The following is an 18,742-nucleotide window of genomic DNA, read 5'->3' on the forward strand; positions in this document are numbered from 1 at the left end:
CGCGCGATGAACAATTCCGCGGACAATGGCTTTGCAGCGGCCGTCAGGATGGTCGAAGGAAAGTGGAAAGTAGATATCCTTTGCGAGCTCGGAACGGCGTCGCGCAGATTTGGTCGATTGAAACAGGCGCTTTCTGGCATCAGTGAAAAGATGCTGGCGCAACAATTGCGAGAACTGGAGGCCGACGGCCTTGTCGACCGTAAAGTCTTTTCCGTGGTTCCAGCGAAGGTAGTCTATTCGCTGACAGAACGCGGCGCGGCGCTCAACGCAGCAGCAGGTTCACTATGTCTGTGGGCCGAGCAATTCGGCCTGCCCGGCTGCCCTCAGATTGCCAATGGCGTACATATGGATGCCCTCTGATGCATGTCGCCCAAAGCGACCTCGGTTTGGGAGAACGACATGCATAAAAACGAGGATCTAAAACGCCTGAACCCGTTCGTACGGGACACGCTTCAGGGGTGCGACGCGCTGGATGTCCTGTCGAGATTAAAGGCGTTCCGATGGTGCTGGTCATGACGAGTACTACCGTTTCGCACCGCCACAACGGCCGGCATTCTCCCACCGGGCTCCGTCGCCGGCTATGTGCTGGCGCACATGCATCATGCCGGCGACTGGCGAATGCGTCGACGCGCAGGGCTGGCGCTTCGAGGTGGCGATCTCGACGGCCGCCGCATCCCGCCTGGCAGGCGCCCATCGCGAGGCGGTGCGCTGACGCCCGAGCAATTGCGGCATTCGCTCTATCGTTCCCAGAAGGACTTGGCGATCTCTCCCTCGACCTGCTCTATCGTCAGGCCGATATCGTCGATCAGATGCGGATTGTCCTTCGACATCTGCCTGAGTTGCCAGCGAAAGCGTATCCGTTCGCGCCAGGTCCGATCGTGCCAGCTCGCTATGATGCTTCGCAGGGTCTTCAGGAGCCGGCGCGATGCCGGCCGCACGGGCGTTCCCGGTCGCGCTGCACAACGCTGGGCTGATGCAAGTGTATTGGTCATGGCAACCTCCATATGGTTTGAGGGCCTAGGGCTCTCGATGAGGTTGAATTCTGCAGGATACGGACGGCGCCGTAATTAAGCCCTCCCAAATAGTTCTCAAAACTTCCAAACGAGCTAGAGCAGTTCACCGGTTCACGGAACCGGTAACCTACTCTAACCCTTTGTTTTGACGCAATTCCGAACAGAAAACCGCTTCACACTTTTCCTGGAATTGCTCTATAGATGCGTCTATGGGATCGCGTTTTGCCTTTGGTCCGTTCGTGCTTGATCCGGGTGCGGGAACGCTGCTTCGGAACGACGTCCCCGTTGCCGTTGGCTATCGCGGGCTGAGCCTGCTTGCAGCACTCGTCGGGCGGCCCGGTGAAATCTTGGGAAAGGCCGAGTTGATGGACGCTGCATGGCCGGGCACGGCCGTGGAGGAAGGCAACCTCACCGTCCAGATCGCGCAGTTGCGCAAGCTGCTTGGTCCTGTCGGCGAGAACGGCGAATGGATATCCACCGTTCCGCGCGTCGGCTACCGTTTCACGGGGGCCGTCGAACGGCTCGGCCAGGCCAAGCGAAAACCCTTGCCGCTGCCCGACAAACCATCGATAGCCGTGCTGCCCTTCGTCAATTTCAGCAACGATCCCGAGCAGGATTCCTTCGTGGACGGGTTGACCGAAGACCTGATCACCGACCTGTCCAGGATCTCCGGCCTGTTCGTCATCGCCCGCAACTCAACCTTTGCCTACAAGGGAAAAGCGATGGACGTGCGCGAGATCGCCGGGGACCTTGGCGTGCGCTACCTGCTGGAAGGCAGCGCAAGACGCGCCGCGGGGCGCGTGCGCATCAACGCACAGCTGGTTGACGCGGTGAGCGGCGATCATCTGTGGGCGGAACGCTTCGATCGCGGCCTGGACGACATCTTTGCCGTTCAGGACGAGGTGACGGCCAAGATCGTGGAGGCATTGCTTGGCCGTCTGCGCACGCTGCCGCCGCGCAACCGGCCCAGCAATCTCGAGGCTTACGATCTCTGCGTGCGGGCGCGCAAGCTGATCGACGACTCGCCGCAGATGGCGCAGGAAGCGCATCTGATGCTGACGCGCGCGGTGTCGCTCGATCCCGGATACGCCGAGCCCTATCGCTGGCTTGCCATGAACCACTGGATGGGACAGGTGCATTGGGGCGGACCAACCGAAGCTGCCCGCAGCGTTGCCTTGGAGCTGGCGCGCAAGGCTGTGGCGATCGATCCCAACGATGCTGGCTGTCGCTGGATCCTGGCCTACCTGCTTGCCTATGAGCGCAGCTTCGCCGAGGCGGATGCCGAATTCGCCAAGGCGATCGAGCTCGACCCGAACGAGGCCGACACCTGGGCGGCATTGTCCGACATCGCGGTCCTGGCCGGCCGGGTCGAAGAGGGTCTCGAGCACATCCGCAAGGCGTTCCGGCTGAACCCGTTTCCGGCGAGCTGGTACTATCTGACGCTCGGCCAGGCGCAATATGCGGCGCGCGACTATCAAGCCGCTATCGAGACGTTGCGCCGTGACGAGACCTATCGCACAAGCTCACGCCGTTTCCTAGCGGCAAGCCTGGCGCAACTCGGCCGGCTGGACGAGGCGCGCGCGGAGGCCGAGCTGTTTCTCGTCGGCAACCCGCATTTCACAACCCATCACTGGGCGACGACCGAGCCATTCCGCGACGCCGCTACGTTCGAGCATTTCGTCGATGGTTTTCGCAAGGCCGGTCTTCCGGAGTGACGCGCCGGCATCCGGCCTGCCCGCAGCAAAGGCGAAGTGGTGCGCTAACCCGGATCTAGGCATGGGCATGATCTCGGTGGCGCGAGACCTTCTCGCGGTTACCGCAGGTGCGCATGCTGCACCAGCGCCGCTTGCCGCCTCGCGACGTATCGAGGAAAAGCCAGCCACAGCGAGGGCAGGAATGCAGCCTGTCGCGCGGCAAGGTGAAGAACGCTTCGATGGACAGCATGGCCAGCAAGGCGGTGACGGCGTCCGGGTCCCGCCACCGGGCAAGGCCAAGCTCCGGCCTGGTGCGATCCAGCTCTATAGACCCGGCGGCAAGCGAGCTTGCCGTGCGCGAGAATAACACGCCTAGAGCAATTCCAGGAAAAGTGTGAAGTGGTTTTCCGTCCGGGATTGCGTCAAAACAAAGAGTTAGAGCAGCTCGCCGTTTCCGTGAAACGGTGAAAGGATCTAGCGGTTCGACCGCGGACGGTTTGCCCGCGGCGATTGACTCGAAGACCTGAAATGACGCCTCCCGCACTTCGCGGACCCGTTCCACGAACCGCCCATCCGCTATCTCGGCGACGGCCTGCGCCTGGCGATCGTCGGCAAGCCCTGAGGCGTTGAACCAGTTCGCAACATCCCGGACGGACTTAAACAGTTCATTATCAGCTGCTGGCACCCGCCGGTCGAACACGGCGTTCGACAGGTCCAAAGCGGGATGCCCGCCTATGAAGTGATCCGGCACCCATTCGGTGTGTGCATCGCCCATGGAACATAACCTCATTAGCCGGATTATACGGTTATGATGTAACCACTATCATACGGATATGTGGTGTCAAAGCCATAACACCGCCAGATCGGCGCGGAACCCCTGGGAGAGAGAGGATGTGCAGCAATCGTTACAAGACCCGCCACGAAACCATCAATGTCGACGGCCTCGACATCTTCTACCGTCATGCCGGCGATCCCGGCAGACCGGCAATCCTGCTGCTGCACGGATATCCGACTTCGTCGCACGTCTATCGCAATGTCATCGAACCGCTGGCGGAGACAGCCTATGTGGTGGCGCCGGATCTGCCCGGTTTCGGCTTTTCGTCCGCCCCTTCCATCGATGCTTATGACTACACGTTCGAGAACCTGGCCAACACGATAGAAGCCTTCATCGAGGCCCTCGGCCTCCAGCGATTCTTCCTCTACATCACTGACTTCGGCACGCCCGTCGGCTATCATCTCGCCACACGGCGGCCGGATCGCATCCTCGGCCTGATCGCGCAGGACAGCAACGCTCATGACGAGGGGCTGGGACCGGAATGGGACGCGCCGAAGGCGTTCTTCGCTGAACCGACTGAAGAAAACCGCGCCAAACTGCCGGACTGGATGAATTTCGAGGGGACCCGGAACCAATATATCGGCGGTCTCCCCGAGCGTCTGAAGGTGTTGTTTCCGCCCGAGGGTTGGTATCTCGATACGGAGCGTCTGGCGAGGCCCGGCAACACCGACATTCAGTTCGAACTCTTCACCGATTATGGCTCGCACATCGCCCGCTTCCCGGCCATCCAGGCCTATCTCCGCGACCAACAGCCAGCATGCCTCGTGCTGTGGGGACGGCACGACGCCTTCTTCGCGCTGGACGAGATCATGGCCTACAGCCGCGACCTCGACGCAGTCGAAATCCATGTCTTTGAGAGCGGACACATGCTTCTCGAAACGCATCATCGCCAATGCGCGGCTCTCATCGCTCACTTCATCCACGAGGTGGAGACTGGGGTATTTCGCGAACCTGCCGGGCGCTGAACGTCGGCGCTCAAACCGCCACTTCGATGGGCTCGGCAAGCCTGGGATTGGCCCGCGCGGCGATCAGGCAGCCGGCGACGATCAGGCACGCTCCGGTCAAGGTGGTCCAGGTCGCCTCCTCGCCGAAGAAGAACCAGCCGAGCGCGACCGCCCAGATAAAGGCCGAGTATTCCGTCGGGATCAGATATTGCGCTTCGGCGCGGGCGTAGGACCAGCTCATCAGGAACTGCCCGGCAAGCGACAGCACCGTCACCCCGGCCAAAGGAAGCCAAAGATTGCTCGGTAGGGCGACGGCAAGCCAGGGTGCTGCGAGACCGAGGAGGATGGCAACGCAAAGGTTCTGGAACAGCATGATCTCGATGGGCTTGGCCAACTGCGCCTGTTGCCGGGCGAGGATCAGATTGTAGCCGTAGAACACCGTCGACACGAGCACCGCTGCCGTGCCGAGCATGGCATCTTGCGAATAGTCTGCCTTCCCGAACTGGCCGGCCATGATGATGGCGACACCGGCAATGCCGGCCAAAGATGCCCACACAGCCTGGCGCCGGATCCGTTCGCCCAGCAGCAGCGCGGCGAGAAACAGGGCAAACAAGGGCGCCACGAAACTGAGCCCGATCGCCTCCGCGAGCGGCAGCCTGGCCAAGCCCCAGAAGAAGGATATCAGGACGATGCCGACAATCGCGGCACGCAGCGCATGCAGCCTCAGCACCGGAACGGTTGGCGTTAGGCGCGGTCCCGCCAACCAGGCCACGCCCGCGACCACGGTCGCGACCATGCTGCGCCACAGCAAGGTGTTGTAGACGCCGACCGCGATGACCAGGATCTTCATCGCCGCATCCATCCCGGACAGCAGGAAGATCGCAAGCGCGCAAACGAGCACCGGGATCATCGGGGAAACGGCGCCGGTCAGGCTGGATGTCTTCACGGCTTCACTCATGTGACGGATTGCAGCCGGATATATCAGGCCACAGGGCGCGACCAGATGGCAGTCCCGTCGATGTAGCAGTCCAACCCCGATTGGCGTCGTGTTCGCGGCTATCGCCATATCAGGGTATCAGTACCACCTTCCCGGTCGACCGGCGCTCATCCAGCAACCGGTGCGCTTCGCCGGCCTGGTCGAGCCGGAATCTGCCGCCGATCGTGACCTGCAGTTGGCCGCCTGCCGCCATTTGGAACAGTTCGGACAGGCTGGCTTTCAGCACATCGGCAGACAGCAGCGGCAGCAGCGCGAAACCCCTGAGTGACTGGTTGCGGCCGATCAACTGCTCCAGATCGAAGGCAGCGAGGCCAAAGCGCCCGAGCGCAGCAAACACCAGTTCGCCGCCAGGCGCCAAGGCCTCAAGCAAGGCAGCGGTGAGCGCACCGCCGACTGTGTCGTAGATGATGTTGGCGCCCTCCCCGCCGGTGAGGTCGCGGACGCGAGCGGGCCAGTCCGGCTTGGTATAGTCGACTGCGGCATCGGCGCCGAGCGACAAGACGAAATCCAGCTTTGCCTTGCCGCCGGCGGCTGCGATCACCTGGCGTGCGCCCTTCAGCCTGGCCAATTGGACAAGCAGCGTTCCCACACCGCCCGATGCGGCCGGCACCAGCACCGCCTTGTCATCGGGCGGGCTTTGCCGAAGCAGATGAAGGGCCGTCAGCCCCTGCACCATCAGCGCCGTGGCAGCCTCGAACGGCAGCGCATCTGGCAGCGGCACGACGAGGTCGGCTGACATCGTCACCTGCTCCGCATAGCCGCTGTGGGGACGCTGCGACATGAACAAAGGCGCGGCCACGCGGCGACCCAGCAATTGCGCATCCACACCTTGCCCGACGGCCTCGACGACACCCGCCGCCTCGGCGCCCGGGATCATCGGCAGTTGCGGCGTTACCGCGTAGCGGTTCGCGCGCATCAGCACTTCGAAGAAGTTGATCCCGGCGGCATGGACACGGATCAGCACCTCGCCGGCCTGCGGCACCGGCGCCGGCAGATCGACCACCTCCAGCACCTCGGGACCGCCGAAGCGGCTGAGTTGAATGGCTTTCATGGCAAGCTCCGATAGCACTGGCATCGGCAGCGGTTTGCCACTATCTGCGGAGCCTCGACTACACACTCATTTGTCCCCTGCTGACCAGGAGGTGACCATGCCAGATTCCAAGAGAATGCCGATCAAAAGACTGCCGATGCTGCCGGCGGAACGGGCGCTGAAAGTGATCGCCGGTCGCTGGAAGGCGGTCATCCTCTACCATCTCTTCGATGGTCCCCGGCGCCTGTCGGCGCTCAAGACGCTGATGCCGGGCATCACCCAGAAAGTGCTGATCCAGCAGCTGCGCGAAATGGAAGAGCACGGCCTGGTCAGCCGTGAAATCTTCGCCGAAGTGCCATCGCGCGTCGAATATTCGGCGACGCGCCTCGGCCTCAGCCTCGAGCCGATCCTGCTGGCGCTCTGCCAATGGGGCCAGCACCACGCCGACGAGTTGAACGAGACGAACCGCCTCGCAGACTGCATCATACGGCCGAGGCAGGCGACGCACGCCCACATGGCATAAATCGAATTTGACGGGTGAGTTGCCGACGCGGGCTGCCAGACCGTCGATTTGTCCACAGAACGGATCGGAAAATGCACCGCATAGCTTCGGGCGACCTTTATCAGACCTACGATCTTGGTGACTTGCGCATCACCTCCTTGCGCGATGGCTATGTCGACATGCCGATCGGACGGCTTCGGCAACGCGGCGACAAGCCATTTGGCGATGAATTACCGAAACAAGTCGCGTTGGTTGGTGGTCAACTCAGGCTTTCCGTCAATGCCTTCGCGATTGACGATGGAAACGGGATCATCTTGATCGATACCGGCGCCTCGAACGCCTGGCATCCCACCATGGGCCGACTTCCCGAGGCGCTGGACGAAGCTGGCATCGATGCAGGACGAGTCCGTACCGTCTGCTTCACCCACACGCATCTCGACCACATCCATGGTCTTGTGCTTGCCGACGGCCGCGACGCTTTCCCGCGTCTGGCGCGCTTGCTCGTTCCCGGGGAAGAACTCGGCTTTTTTCGCGCCGAAGCGCGGCTCGAACGATTTCACGGCACGGCGGAACCCTTCGAAGCCGGAGACCGTATCGGGACACATGTCGACATTGTCGGCGCTCATGGCCATGAAGCGGGACACAGCTGCTTTCGTGTTTCTGCCGGCGGCGAACGCATTTTGATCTGGGGCGACACCGTTCACGTCCCATCGCTTCAGTTCGATCGACCTGAGGTGACATGGGAATTCGACGCCGATCAGGACCAGGCGCGCGAAAGCCGGTTGCGGTTGCTGGCGCTTGCAGCCGACGATCATTGTTTCGTCGCCGGCGCGCATCTGGATTCGCCCGGTGTCGGCCGCGTCGTCCGATCCGGCGCCAGCTTTCAATTCGAGCCGCTATAATTGAAAAAGGGCGGCGCAAGACGCCGCCCCCGGATCCTTGGGAGGATAATTCGAATTGGCGGTCAGGCCGCCTTGACTTCCTCGGCAACGGCGTCGGCCTGACGCGCTGCCTTGAGAACCTTGGCCCACCACGCAACATCGTTGACCAGCGCCGTGGCGGCCTGGTTCAGATGCTCCAGGTCTTCCAGCTTCTTCTCGCCCTGGCGGACGGCGAGGAAATCGCCCCAGGCGATATGGACGGCCGACTTGACCGGCGCCATCTGCAATTCGACGGCATACAGTCTAAGCTGTTCGACGGCACGCGAGCCGCCGACGCTGCCATAACCGACGAAGCCGGCCGGCTTCTTGTTCCATTCATTGGCGGCGTAGTCGATGGCGTTCTTCAGCACGGCCGTCGGGCCATGATTGTATTCGGCGGCGGTGAAGATGAAGCCGTCGAATTCGGCGACCTTCTTCTGCCAGCGCTGTGCCACTTCGTTCTGCGACGGCGCCCAGGCGGAGGATGCGACCTCGTCGAAGAACGGCAGCGGGAAGTCGCGCAGGTCGACGATCTCGACATCGATGTCGGCATGCGACTTGGCGATTTTGGCGATCCACTGGGTTGGCACATCGGCGAAACGAGCGGCGCGCGTCGATCCGACGACGATGGCAATTTTGGGTTTGGACATAAGGGCTCTCCTTGCACGAAGTACTGGTATCATTTGGATACCTGCGCTATATGAGATACTGCAAACGCGATGCACAAGAAGGCACTTTTTTGTTACCGAGGCACCCACACCGCTCCGAAGACTGCCGCGCCATCTCGGAAATCCTGCAGCGCGTCGGCGACAAATGGACTGTTCTGGTCGTCGGCAAGCTGGGCGACGGACCGATGCGTTTCAATGAATTGCGCGCCGCCGTCGGCGGCATCTCGCAGAAAATGCTGACCACCACCTTGCGCGGCCTGGAGCGTGACGGCTTCGTCACCCGCACCGTGTTTCCAACCATTCCGCCGCGCGTCGATTATGAGCTGACCGAGCTCGGCCACGAGCTGCTGATCCCCGTCAGCGCACTGAGCGAATGGGCGCGCGCGAACACCATGCGCGTCAAGGCGGCGCGCGAAAAATTCGACGTCACGCACGCCTGAAACCCTTGCGCCGCAAGGGATTAGGCACACACCACCTTCGGCTTGTCTGATCGGAGATTCTATGGGCTGCGCGGGTCGTTGCCCGAATGCACGGGCCGTTTTGGCTGGTGGATTGCCGCTCATGCAGTCCCCTGACGGCTGCCGCTCAGGCTCCTGATGTGCGGACATCGCATCGCGCGGCGGCACAGGTATCACACCGTGCGCCCTGCTCGCCGGGAGCCTGTTCCCCATGCGTGCAGGCACTGCGCGAGATATCTTCCTTCACCTCCGCGTAAGCGGTCACGCCGAGCAGGCATGTCGTCGCGACCAGGGCTGCCACGAGCCAACCGTTCAGCAGATGTTGACGCATTGTCTCTCCTCCGATTGCAGCAGGATCGGGCATGGAGGCAACCGTTGGATGTCGCGAAACGGGTCCGCTACATGGCCCCTGTTACAAACGGCCATCCCCGGCTCGCTCTACCTGATCCCAGCTATGTCGGCGTCAACCGATCCATGGCAGACTGGTACGATCGGCTGGGTATTTTCCGCCCCGGCTGCTACCGGTGAAAGCCGCCATTCGCGTCGAGGTTCATGTCGTACAAGGAATATCCCGCCATCGACCTGCCCCCATCGGAAGCACTGCTGCCGAGCCCGCTGCTTGTCGTCGAGGACGAGCCGATGATGCAGGTGCGGTTGCGCTCGATCCTGAAGGGCCTTGGCTATGCTCAGGAGGAGCTGTTTTTCGCCGGGTCGATCGCGCAGGCCAGGACCCTGCTCGTCGACCAGCCCTTTGCCATGGCGCTGGTCGATGTCGGCCTGCCCGATGGCAACGGCATCGACCTTATCGGCTCCCTGCACGAGCATGACGCGGCGCTGCCGATCCTCGTCATCTCGGCCTGGAGCAACGAAAACACCATCCTCGAGGCCCTACGTGCCGGCGCGACCGGCTACCTCCTGAAGGAGCGCGACGACATCGAGCTTTCGCTTTCGATCCACAGCACCATCCGCGGCGGCGCGCCGATCGATCCCTTCATCGCCCGGCGCATCCTGGAACTGGTGTCGGCGCCGGCGCCGACCGGGCGTGCCCGTCCTTCCACCGACAGGCCGGGGCGCGGCAAGCCCGCACTTGCGCCGCCGCCTCCCTTGACGCCGCGCGAGATCGAGATCCTCAACCTCGTTGCCAAGGGGCTTACCAATCGAGAGATTTCGCGAGTCCTTTCCCTCTCCAGGTTCACGGTCGAATGCCACATTCGCAACATCTACAAGAAGCTGTCGGTCAAATCCCGGACGGAAGCGATCTTCGAGGCGCGGTCGCAAGGCTTCTTGCCCTGATATTCCTGCTCCTCGTGCCGGGCGGCATCGCCTTTGCCGCCGGCGGGGCCGTGCCGTTCAAGACGATCGAGGCCGTGAGATCCGGCTGGGACGCCGCCGCGCCGCCGGCCACCGGCTGGACCAGCGTGACCTTGCCCGACGACTGGACGACGCGCTGGCCCAGTTTCGACGGCGTGGTCTGGTATCGCCTCACCTTCGACAGGCCCGACGCGGCCGAACCGCTGGGCCTCGCGCTGAACTACTGGACACTGGCCGGATCGATCTCGGTCAACGGCGCGGAACTCGGCCGCGACGAATTCCTCGTCGAGCCGTTGACGCGCTCATGGAACGTGCCCCGCTACTGGCAGCTCGCGGCCCCGGTTCTGCATGCCGGCACCAACACGCTGCTGATCAGGGTCTCGGGCCTGGCGCCATACCAGCCAGGCCTTGGTCCGGTCCTGATCGGCCCGCCTTCGGCGACGCGTGCTCATTTTGTCCAGCAATTCTGGATTCGCCGCGAGCTGCCGGTCTTCTATCTCGGCGTCACCGCGGCGCTTGGCACCTTCTTTTTCGTCGTCTGGCTGCTGCGCCGAAGCCTGAAGGCCTATGGCTGGTTCGCCCTGATGACGATTGCGTGGTTTTGCTATTCGCTCAATTTCGTGGTGACGAGCCCTTGGCCGTTCGGGGCGACCGACACATGGCAGCGTTTCATCATGCTCTCCTTCATGGTCATGGCCGCCGCCTTCGTGCTGTTTGTCATCCGCTTTGCCGAGCGCCGCTTTCCCCGAGGGGAAGCCGTGCTATGGACCGCGCTGGCGATCGGCGCCGCAGCCCTGTTTGCCACGCCGCATTCCCAGCTCGGCCCGATGCTCAACCTGCTGGCCTTGTCCTGGTCGCTGCTTTATATCGGCGCCTGTTTCCTGTCGATCGGCCTGACCTGGCGCAGCGCTCGCCTGGACCACATCGTCCTCCATATCGTCAACGCGTTCACCATCGTGGCCATCCTGCATGACCTGATGACCTATCTCGGCATACTTCTTGGCAATGTCTACTACGTCACGCTGACATCCCAGTTCCAGATGGTCGGCATGGCGCTGGTGCTGGCCTGGAACTTCGTCGCCAACATGCGCCGCATCGAGGGGTTCAACGATGAGCTCACGGCCAAGATCGAAACCGCCAGGAAAGAACTCGCCCTCACGCTGCATCAGCAGCATGAGGTCATTTTGGCCAACACCAGGCTGGCCGAGCGCGTGTCCCTTTCGCACAATCTGCACGACGGCATGGGTGGCACCCTGGTCAATTCGATCGCCATGCTGGAACATGCGCCGCAGAACCTGCCGGCCGATCCCTTCCTGTCCGTCCTCAAGGAACTGCGCGACGAGTTGCGGGTGATCATCGACACCGCCGCCGACGACCAGACGGGCGGCCAGTCTCTGGCCGAGTGGATCGCACCGCTGCGCCGCCGCCACACGCTGGCATGTGAAAGCCGCGACATCGATTGCGTGTGGAACCTGACCGGGCTGGAGGACTGCCACCTGTCGCTCGCGCGAAGCCTCGATCTCGTCCGCATCCTGCAGGAGGGCCTGACCAACGTGCTCAAGCACAGCCAGGCAAGCTGCGTCGTCATCGACCTGCACCGGCGCGGCGAGACGCTGAGCCTGATGATCCACGACGACGGCGTCGGCTTCGATGCCGCCTCGGAGGCGCCCGTCCCGGGCACCGGCCTGCGCTCGATGCGGGCGCGGGCCGGACGGCTGGGCGGCACGCTCGACACGCGGTCGCGGCGCGGCGAAACCGTGCTGGCCCTGCATGTGCCCGCCGACGCAATTCCAGGAATGGCATGAACGGTTTTCCGCTCGCACTCGCGTGAAAACGAGGAGATAGGCGGTTCGACATTGCCGCAGGCGACGAACCGCCTTGAGCCCCGGCATAGCTAGTTTCAACGATATCGCGAGCCGGGCTTTCGCGGGATGCTGCAGGCTGGAGAGATTCCAGCGCAATCGGGTTGTGCCGGACACGATGGGATTGACATGGGCCGGAAAGAAACCACTGAACTCATCAAGAAGGGTAAGGAAAAGATCCTGCGCCTGGGCGCCCCCCTTGCCGTCTCGCAACCGACGCATCGGGTGCCGTCACGCAATCTCACCCGCCCTCGGCAAGCTGACGGTCCACGCGTGGCCCTTCTGACCCGTCTTCTATGCGCGAGCGCGCTGGGGGCCGCCATGGCTGCACCGGTCGTGCTGACGTTCTCGCCATCTGTGGCACGGGCGGACGGCGGCGCGGGTGCTAGTGGCACGGCCGGAGGGCAAGGATACACCGGCGCCAATGGAAGCGACAGTACAGGTACGGGCGGCGGTGGCGGCGGCGCCGCCGGCGGGGGTGACGGCGGAAAAGGTGGGGACGGTGCCCAAGGCGGAGCCGGAGGCGCCGGTGACCTCGGCAGCGGCACCATCACCGGCGATGGTGGCGCCGGCAGCAGCGTCGCAAGGGGCGGCTTTGGCAGTGGAGGGGGGGGCGGAGCCGCGGGTGCCAATGGTGGAGGAGGTGGTGCAAGCGGCGTTGCCGGGAGCTTTTTCGACACATTTAACGGCAGCGACGGACAAGGTGTTGCGGGCGGAAATCCGGGAGGCTCGGGGGGACGGCGGGAGGTGGCGGGGGTGGCGGAGGCAACGGCAATGGGGCTGGCACTTCAACGATCTCGATCGGTTCAACCGAACTGCTCCTGGGTGGGGGCGGGGGTGGCGGCGCTCTCGGCTATGGGGGGGCAATGGCGGTGCGGTGACGTTTGGCGGCGGCGGCGGCGGTGGCTATGGGGCCATCGTGACGGGCGGCGGCTTGCAAAACACCAACAGCGGGACGATCAGCGGCGGCGGCGGCGGTGGCGGCCCTGGCAGCAAGGCCGGCGCAGGAAATGGTGGTGATGGAGGCGTTGGCATCATCTTCGCCAATGGCGGAGAAACCTTCACCAACAGCGGCACCGTTGCGGCCGGCGGCGGCGGTGGCGGCGGCGCCAGCTACAGCTTCAGCGACAGTATTCGAACCGCGGGGCCCGGAGGCAATGGCGGCGTTGGCGTGATCTTTACCGGCGACGGCGCCACCTTGATCAACAACGGCCTGATTCAAGGTGGCAATGGCGGCGGCGGTGGCGCTTCCTCGGCAGGAAATGGCAGCGGCGGCGCCGGTGGCGCTGGAATCGTCGGCTCCGGCCTCGCCATCACCAATACCGGCACGATCAGTGGCGGGGTCGCCGATGGCGGAGCCGGCGCCAGGGCAAACGCGGTCACCTTCACCGGCGGCGTGAACAGCTTCACCATCACCCAGTCCTCTGTCGTCAACAGTGTCGTGAAGGCGTTCAGCACGGCCGACACGTTCGGTCTTGGCGGTTCGGCCGGCGGTTCCTTCGACCTTTCACAATTGGGCGCGGCGGGCTCTTCCGCCCAGTACCAGGGCTTCGGCATCCTGGAAAAGTCCGGCACCGGCACCTGGACGGTTTCCGGCGCACCGGGTACGGTCATGGCCTGGTCCGTCACGCAAGGCATCCTCGATCTCGGCGCCACGACGCAGACCGCCAGCGGCTTCACGCTGACGGGCGGGGAATTGCGCAACGGCACTCTGAGCACCGCCGGCAGCTTCACCTTGAGCAACGGCATCGTGTCGGCGGTCGTCGGCGGGACCGGCTCCCTGGTCAAATCCGGCACCGGCACGGTCATCCTCACCGGCCTCAACACCTATTCGGGCGGCACCGTCGTCAACGGCGGCACGCTGAGGATCGGCGGCGACTGGGCGCTGGGCGATGTCTCGGGCGCCTGACCTTGAACGGCGGCGCGCTGCAGGTGACGGGCAGTCCCCTCAATTTCACGCTGGAGCGCCAGGTAATCCTCGGCGCCAATGGCGGTACCTTCGATGTCGGCGCCGGCAAGAACCTGATCCTCGACGGCGTGGTTTCGGGCGACGGGCAACTCGCCAAGACCAGTTCCGGCACGCTGACGCTGAACAGCGCCAACAGCTATTCGGGCGGCACGGCGGTGCGCGGCGGCGGCCTTGTCGTGGCGGCGACAGGTGCGCTCGGCGACGGGCCGGTCACGATAAACTCGAACGGAAGCGGGGGATGGGCCAAGCTCTATTTCTCGGGCAACGACGCCGCCAATCCGGTCAGCGCCCAGGATCTCTCGATCACCGTCGGGTCAGGCGACCTCAACTTCCAGCGCAATGCGACGGCGGGCGCGGCCACCATCGTCCTGGCGAAGGACGGCTACGGCGGGCTCAATTTCAGCACCGGAACCGATGCCGGCACGGCCAGCATCACCAATCAGGGCGGCGGCTTCGTCGCCTTCACGGGGGCAAGCGCCGCCAACGCGACCATCGTCAATGACGGCCTGGGCATACCGTATTATTTCAGCCGGACAACCTTCGACGGCGATTATTCGAGCAATGTGTCTTCCTCCGCCGGAGAGGCCACGATAACCAACCGGAATGGCGGCTCGACCGTTTTTTACGGACATTCGGACGGCGGAACCGCGACGCTGGTCAACGAGGCCGGCGGCACGCTCGATTTCCAGGGATCGTCGCAGGCGCAGGACGCTACCGTCGTCAACGGCGCCGGCGGCAGCGTGCTGGTGCGCTTCCCGGACCAGGACTCGGTGCTCGATGTCGGCTCGCTGTCGGGCGACGGAGCCATACAAATCGACGATTCACAGCTTTCGCTCGGCGCGCTCGGTCATGACGACGTCATCGGCGGCGTGATTTCCGGAAACGGCTCCCTGACCAAGACCGGCACGGGCAAGCTGACGCTCAACGGACAGAACAGCTATGCGGGCCCGACCACCGTCGGCACGGGAACGCTGGTGGTGGGCGACGCCAGCCATGGCGACGCGAGCCTCGCCGGCGATGTCACGGTGGATTCCGGCGCGCGCCTTGGCGGCATCGGCACCATAGGCGGCAATGTCACCATCCTTGGCACGCATGGCGTCGGCAATTCCATCGGCGTCCAGACGGTCGGCGGCAACTATGTCAATCACGGCATATTCGAAGTCGAGACGACCCCATCCGGCGCCGACAAGCTGATCGTCGGCGGCACGGTCGACATATCAGGCGCGACGCTCAACCTGGTCCTGACGCCGGCGACAGCCGAGAGCTGGAACCTGCGCAACGGGCCGTACACGATCATCCAGAACAATGGCGCGGCCGATGTCGCCGGCACCTTCGCCTCCGTCGGCAACCTCAACGACCTTCTCTTCCTCGACCATCTCATCAACTACAAGGGCGGCGACGGCAACGACATCACCCTTACCTTGGCGCGCAACGACGTTGCGGTCGCCAACGTCGCCACCACCGGCAACCAAATCGCGACCGCCGGAGCCCTCGACCGGCTGGGCGAAGGCAATGCGCTTGCATCGGCCATGCTGCTCATGACCGACGAGGATGCCGCGCGCCTGGCGCTCGATGCCGCGTCGGGCGAGGTTCATGCCTCGGCCAAGGGGATGCTTATCGAGGACAGCCGCTTCGTCGCCGATGCCGCAACCGCCCGCGTCCGGGCGGCCATGGGCGACGTCGCCGCTCCCGCCATGCCAGTGATGGCTTATGGCGAGGGCGGCCCGGAGCTGGTCGAGGCCGACACCAGTCGTTTCGTCGTGTGGGGGCAGGCTTTCGGCTCCTGGGGCACGGCGAGCGGCGACGGCAATGCCGCCGGCCTCGACCGCTCCACCGGCGGCTTCCTCGCCGGTGGCGACACCGCGATCGGCGAAGCCTGGCGGGTCGGCCTGCTGACCGGCTACAGCCACGCCAGTTTCGACGTCGACGATCGTGCCTCTTCCGGCTCCAGCGACACCTATCACATCGGCCTTTATGGCGGTGGACAGTGGGATGGCCTGGGCCTGCGCGGCGGCGTCGCCTACAGCTGGAATCGGATCGACACCAGCCGCAACGTCGTCGTTCCAGGCTTCGCCGATGCGCTGACGGCGAAGTACGATGCCGGCACCGCGCAGGTCTTCGGCGAGGCCGGCTATCGCGTCGAGACGCGCATGGCTGCCTTCGAGCCCTTCGCCAGTCTCGCCTATATCAACCTGCACACCGACGGCTTCACGGAAAAGGGTGGCGCCGCGGCGCTCACATCCGCGGCCTCGACCACCGAGACCACCTTCACCACGCTCAGCTTGCGTGCCTCGGCGGGCTTCGACCTCGGCGGGGTGCAGGCAACCGCGCAGGGTACGCTAGGCTGACGTCATGCCTTCGGCGACACCACGCCGACTACGGACATGGCCTTCGCCGGTGGCGACCTCTTCACCATTGCCGGCGTGCCGATCGCCAAGGATACAGCCATTGTCGGGGCCGGGCTCGATTTCCGGATCGCCGACAGAACCACGCTGGGGATCAGCTACTCCGGCCAGTTCGGGACGAAAGCGGCCGATCAGGGCGTTCGCGCCACGATGGAAGTGCGGTTCTGATTTTACGGCTTGCGCGTCAGCCTTCGGCAGGAACCGCTTTCGGCTTGCCCTCGCCATCCAGCGCCACCATGACGAAATCGGCATGGGTGACCTTTTCCATCAGGTCGGAGAGGTAGCGCTGCGCCCAGGCCTCGACCTTGAGCGTCATCGACGTGCGGCCGACACGCTCGACATGGGTGTAGATGCACAGCGTGTCGCCGATCTTCATCGCCTTGGCGAAGGACATCTCTTTCACCGCAGCCGTCACCACGCGGCCCTTGGCGCGCTCGGCGGCACGGATGCCGCAGGCCAGGTCCATCTGCGCCATCACCCAGCCGCCGAAAATGTCGCCGGCCGCATTGGCATCCGAAGGCATGGCCAGGGTGCGCAGCGTCAGATCGCCAAGCGGCCGTCCTTCAGCGTAGTGCACCATGGGAGAATTCCTTCGAGACCGGCCGCCCTCGATCCCGTATCGTCACGGCGCCCGAAGGTCAACGCGCCACGACATGGCCACAGGCTCCGAACTGACAAAAGACCTGCGACTGCCGGGTCGCGGTGTCGGCAGCTTTTTTGCCGGCAGCTTTTCACGATAGGAATTTTTTCTTGACTCAGTGACCGCAGCTATGGTACATTTTTGCCTATGGTGCTGATTTGCGCCAGTGACCCGCCGTACAGGCGGGTTTTTCGTTTGATGCACCGTCAGCCAACACCCGGCAAGGCTCCGTTAACCCGAGTTGGTGGGCTCTGGCATGGCGATGGGTGGAAGACGGCAGTTCGCATCACCCGGCGAAGGTCGATCAGAAATAGCGCCTGAGGTTCGTGCGAATACGATCGAGCACGCTGTCCCCGGAAAGGTCTGGAGAAAATTCCTTGCCGGTGATCGCCTCATAGGCCTGCGCATAGACCCGCGAAGCCTGTTCGACGATCTCGTCGGGTATCTCAGGGATAGGGTCGCTGTAAGGATCGCACCGCGCCGAGACCCACGAGCGGATGAAATCCTTGTCGAAGCTCTCCGGCCGGCTGCCGCTGGCGAGCGCCTGTTCGTAGCTCGCCGCAATCCAGTACCGGCTGCTGTCCGGCGTGTGGATTTCGTCGGCGAGAATGATGGTCCCGTTCTTGTCGGTGCCGAATTCGTATTTGGTATCGGCGAGGATGAGGCCGCGCTCGGCGGCGCGCTGCTGGCCGCGGGCGAACAGCCGCAAGGCGTAGTCCGATACGGTATCCCACTGCGCCTGCGTGAGAAGACCCTGCTCGAGGATCTCCGCTTTGGACAGCGGTTCGTCATGGCCGCCATGCGCGGCCTTGCTGGTCGGCGTGATGATCGGCTCCGCCAGCTTTTCATTGTCGCGCAGGCCGTCCGGCAGGTGGATGCCATACATGTCGCGGTCACCGCGCTTGTAGCGCGTCAGGATCGAGGTGCTGGTGGTGCCCGCCAGATAGCCGCGCACGACGATCTCGACCGGCAGGATGTCGAGCCTCGTGCCGACGACGACGTTCGGGTCGGGGTATTCGAGAACATGGTTCGGGCAGATGTCGGCGGTTTCCTCGAACCAGTAGCGCGCCGTCTGCGTCAGGATCTCTCCTTTGTACGGGATCGAAGTCAGGATGGTGTCGAAGGCACTGAGGCGGTCGGTGGCGATGATGATGCGCCGGCCATCCGCAAGGTCGTAGTTCTCGCGGACCTTGCCGCTGTAGTGGCCCGGCAGTTCGGGGATGAACGCGTCAGGGAGGGTTCGCATATGATTTCCTGCCTTCCGCAGAGTGGCCAGAGCATGATTCCGAAAAGTTGCAGACTTTCGGAGAAAATCATGCGCCAAAATAATGCCATCGCATAGGCTGTCGAGAAGGTAGATATCAAGCGCGATTGTCGGGCATCCCCGCAAACCCGGCCAGTTCGACGGTCGCTTTTTTCACAACTGATGCCGGATGGCGCGGCGACTTCGGAATGCCGTCGCGTCTAGGCTGCAGCCAATCTTTCGGAGCCTCC

General features: G+C 63.8%; 18 protein-coding genes and 1 pseudogene. 11 read left to right on the top strand and 8 right to left on the bottom strand.

The features are described 5' to 3' along the window. Positions 1 to 6 precede the first annotated feature (6 nt). On the top strand, positions 7 to 360 hold the full coding sequence (locus tag NKI21_RS06535) for a winged helix-turn-helix transcriptional regulator (protein WP_128303797.1): 354 nt from the start codon (positions 7 to 9) through the stop codon (positions 358 to 360). Between the two features lie 220 nt (positions 361 to 580). Continuing rightward, positions 581 to 712 carry a hypothetical protein gene (locus NKI21_RS06540; RefSeq protein WP_352752079.1) on the top strand — a complete coding sequence of 44 codons (132 nt, stop codon included), beginning with the start codon at positions 581 to 583 and terminating at the stop codon, positions 710 to 712. 25 nt (positions 713 to 737) lie between these two features. On the opposite strand, the gene NKI21_RS06545 is transcribed toward NKI21_RS06540, so the two are convergent. Next, a complete protein-coding gene (locus NKI21_RS06545; protein ID WP_023809755.1) occupies positions 738 to 992 on the bottom strand; it encodes a DUF1127 domain-containing protein in 255 nt (84 codons plus the stop codon). A gap of 230 nt (positions 993 to 1,222) precedes the next feature. Between NKI21_RS06545 and NKI21_RS06550 the strand changes: the two genes are divergently transcribed. Continuing rightward, positions 1,223 to 2,728, top strand: coding sequence for a winged helix-turn-helix domain-containing tetratricopeptide repeat protein (locus tag NKI21_RS06550; protein WP_352440400.1), 1,506 nt, complete (start codon positions 1,223 to 1,225; stop codon positions 2,726 to 2,728). Between the two features lie 55 nt (positions 2,729 to 2,783). On the opposite strand, the gene NKI21_RS06555 is transcribed toward NKI21_RS06550, so the two are convergent. Continuing rightward, on the bottom strand, positions 2,784 to 3,482 hold the full coding sequence (locus tag NKI21_RS06555) for a CGNR zinc finger domain-containing protein (protein ID WP_128303795.1): 699 nt from the start codon (positions 3,480 to 3,482) through the stop codon (positions 2,784 to 2,786). A 116-nt stretch (positions 3,483 to 3,598) separates the two neighbouring features. Between NKI21_RS06555 and NKI21_RS06560 the strand changes: the two genes are divergently transcribed. Then, complete coding sequence (locus NKI21_RS06560; RefSeq protein WP_128303794.1) at positions 3,599 to 4,507, top strand: alpha/beta fold hydrolase; 909 nt, start codon at positions 3,599 to 3,601, stop codon at positions 4,505 to 4,507. Positions 4,508 to 4,517: 10 nt separating this feature from the next. On the opposite strand, the gene NKI21_RS06565 is transcribed toward NKI21_RS06560, so the two are convergent. Both NKI21_RS06565 and NKI21_RS06570 read right to left on the bottom strand, forming a co-directional pair. Next, complete coding sequence (locus tag NKI21_RS06565) at positions 4,518 to 5,444, bottom strand: DMT family transporter (protein WP_128303793.1); 927 nt, start codon at positions 5,442 to 5,444, stop codon at positions 4,518 to 4,520. Between the two features lie 109 nt (positions 5,445 to 5,553). Beyond that, positions 5,554 to 6,534, bottom strand: a complete 981-nt coding sequence (locus tag NKI21_RS06570; RefSeq protein ID WP_352440399.1) for a quinone oxidoreductase family protein — start codon at positions 6,532 to 6,534, stop codon at positions 5,554 to 5,556. 97 nt (positions 6,535 to 6,631) lie between these two features. Between NKI21_RS06570 and NKI21_RS06575 the strand changes: the two genes are divergently transcribed. Both NKI21_RS06575 and NKI21_RS06580 read left to right on the top strand, forming a co-directional pair. Continuing rightward, complete coding sequence (locus NKI21_RS06575) at positions 6,632 to 7,036, top strand: winged helix-turn-helix transcriptional regulator (protein ID WP_352440398.1); 405 nt, start codon at positions 6,632 to 6,634, stop codon at positions 7,034 to 7,036. Positions 7,037 to 7,194: 158 nt separating this feature from the next. After that, positions 7,195 to 7,917, top strand: coding sequence for an MBL fold metallo-hydrolase (locus NKI21_RS06580; protein ID WP_245486153.1), 723 nt, complete (start codon positions 7,195 to 7,197; stop codon positions 7,915 to 7,917). A 62-nt stretch (positions 7,918 to 7,979) separates the two neighbouring features. Here the strand turns inward: NKI21_RS06580 and NKI21_RS06585 are convergent, their stop codons facing one another. Next, positions 7,980 to 8,585: an NADPH-dependent FMN reductase gene (locus NKI21_RS06585; RefSeq protein ID WP_023809763.1), complete on the bottom strand. Its 606-nt coding sequence runs from the start codon at positions 8,583 to 8,585 to the stop codon at positions 7,980 to 7,982. A gap of 89 nt (positions 8,586 to 8,674) precedes the next feature. Here NKI21_RS06585 and NKI21_RS06590 point away from each other — a divergent pair, with 89 nt between their 5' ends. After that, positions 8,675 to 9,043: a winged helix-turn-helix transcriptional regulator gene (locus NKI21_RS06590; RefSeq protein ID WP_164892913.1), complete on the top strand. Its 369-nt coding sequence runs from the start codon at positions 8,675 to 8,677 to the stop codon at positions 9,041 to 9,043. A 145-nt stretch (positions 9,044 to 9,188) separates the two neighbouring features. Here NKI21_RS06590 and NKI21_RS06595 read toward each other — a convergent pair whose 3' ends face one another. Beyond that, positions 9,189 to 9,392: a hypothetical protein gene (locus NKI21_RS06595; protein ID WP_081734779.1), complete on the bottom strand. Its 204-nt coding sequence runs from the start codon at positions 9,390 to 9,392 to the stop codon at positions 9,189 to 9,191. Positions 9,393 to 9,613: 221 nt separating this feature from the next. On the opposite strand from NKI21_RS06595, the gene NKI21_RS06600 reads away from it, so the two are divergent. The 4 genes and pseudogenes from NKI21_RS06600 (at position 9,614) to NKI21_RS06615 (ending at position 16,776) form a co-directional block, all read left to right on the top strand. Next, entirely contained in the window at positions 9,614 to 10,354 is a 741-nt protein-coding gene (locus tag NKI21_RS06600) for a LuxR C-terminal-related transcriptional regulator (RefSeq protein WP_352440397.1), read from the top strand. A gap of 14 nt (positions 10,355 to 10,368) precedes the next feature. Continuing rightward, entirely contained in the window at positions 10,369 to 12,177 is a 1,809-nt protein-coding gene (locus tag NKI21_RS06605; RefSeq protein WP_352864995.1) for a sensor histidine kinase, read from the top strand. A gap of 934 nt (positions 12,178 to 13,111) precedes the next feature. Further along, a complete protein-coding gene (locus NKI21_RS06610; protein ID WP_352864997.1) occupies positions 13,112 to 14,143 on the top strand; it encodes an autotransporter-associated beta strand repeat-containing protein in 1,032 nt (343 codons plus the stop codon). 128 nt (positions 14,144 to 14,271) lie between these two features. Continuing rightward, positions 14,272 to 16,776 (top strand): annotated as a pseudogene (locus tag NKI21_RS06615) (autotransporter outer membrane beta-barrel domain-containing protein). A 16-nt stretch (positions 16,777 to 16,792) separates the two neighbouring features. On the opposite strand, the gene NKI21_RS06620 reads toward NKI21_RS06615, so the two are convergent. Together NKI21_RS06620 and NKI21_RS06625 are read right to left on the bottom strand one after the other, a co-directional pair. Then, complete coding sequence (locus NKI21_RS06620; protein ID WP_024504171.1) at positions 16,793 to 17,188, bottom strand: acyl-CoA thioesterase; 396 nt, start codon at positions 17,186 to 17,188, stop codon at positions 16,793 to 16,795. Between the two features lie 364 nt (positions 17,189 to 17,552). Beyond that, on the bottom strand, positions 17,553 to 18,494 hold the full coding sequence (locus NKI21_RS06625; RefSeq protein ID WP_352440394.1) for a phosphoribosylaminoimidazolesuccinocarboxamide synthase: 942 nt from the start codon (positions 18,492 to 18,494) through the stop codon (positions 17,553 to 17,555). Positions 18,495 to 18,742: the final 248 nt, after the last annotated feature.

This window comes from Mesorhizobium sp. M0715 (assembly GCF_040320355.1).
Lineage (GTDB): Bacteria > Pseudomonadota > Alphaproteobacteria > Rhizobiales > Rhizobiaceae > Mesorhizobium.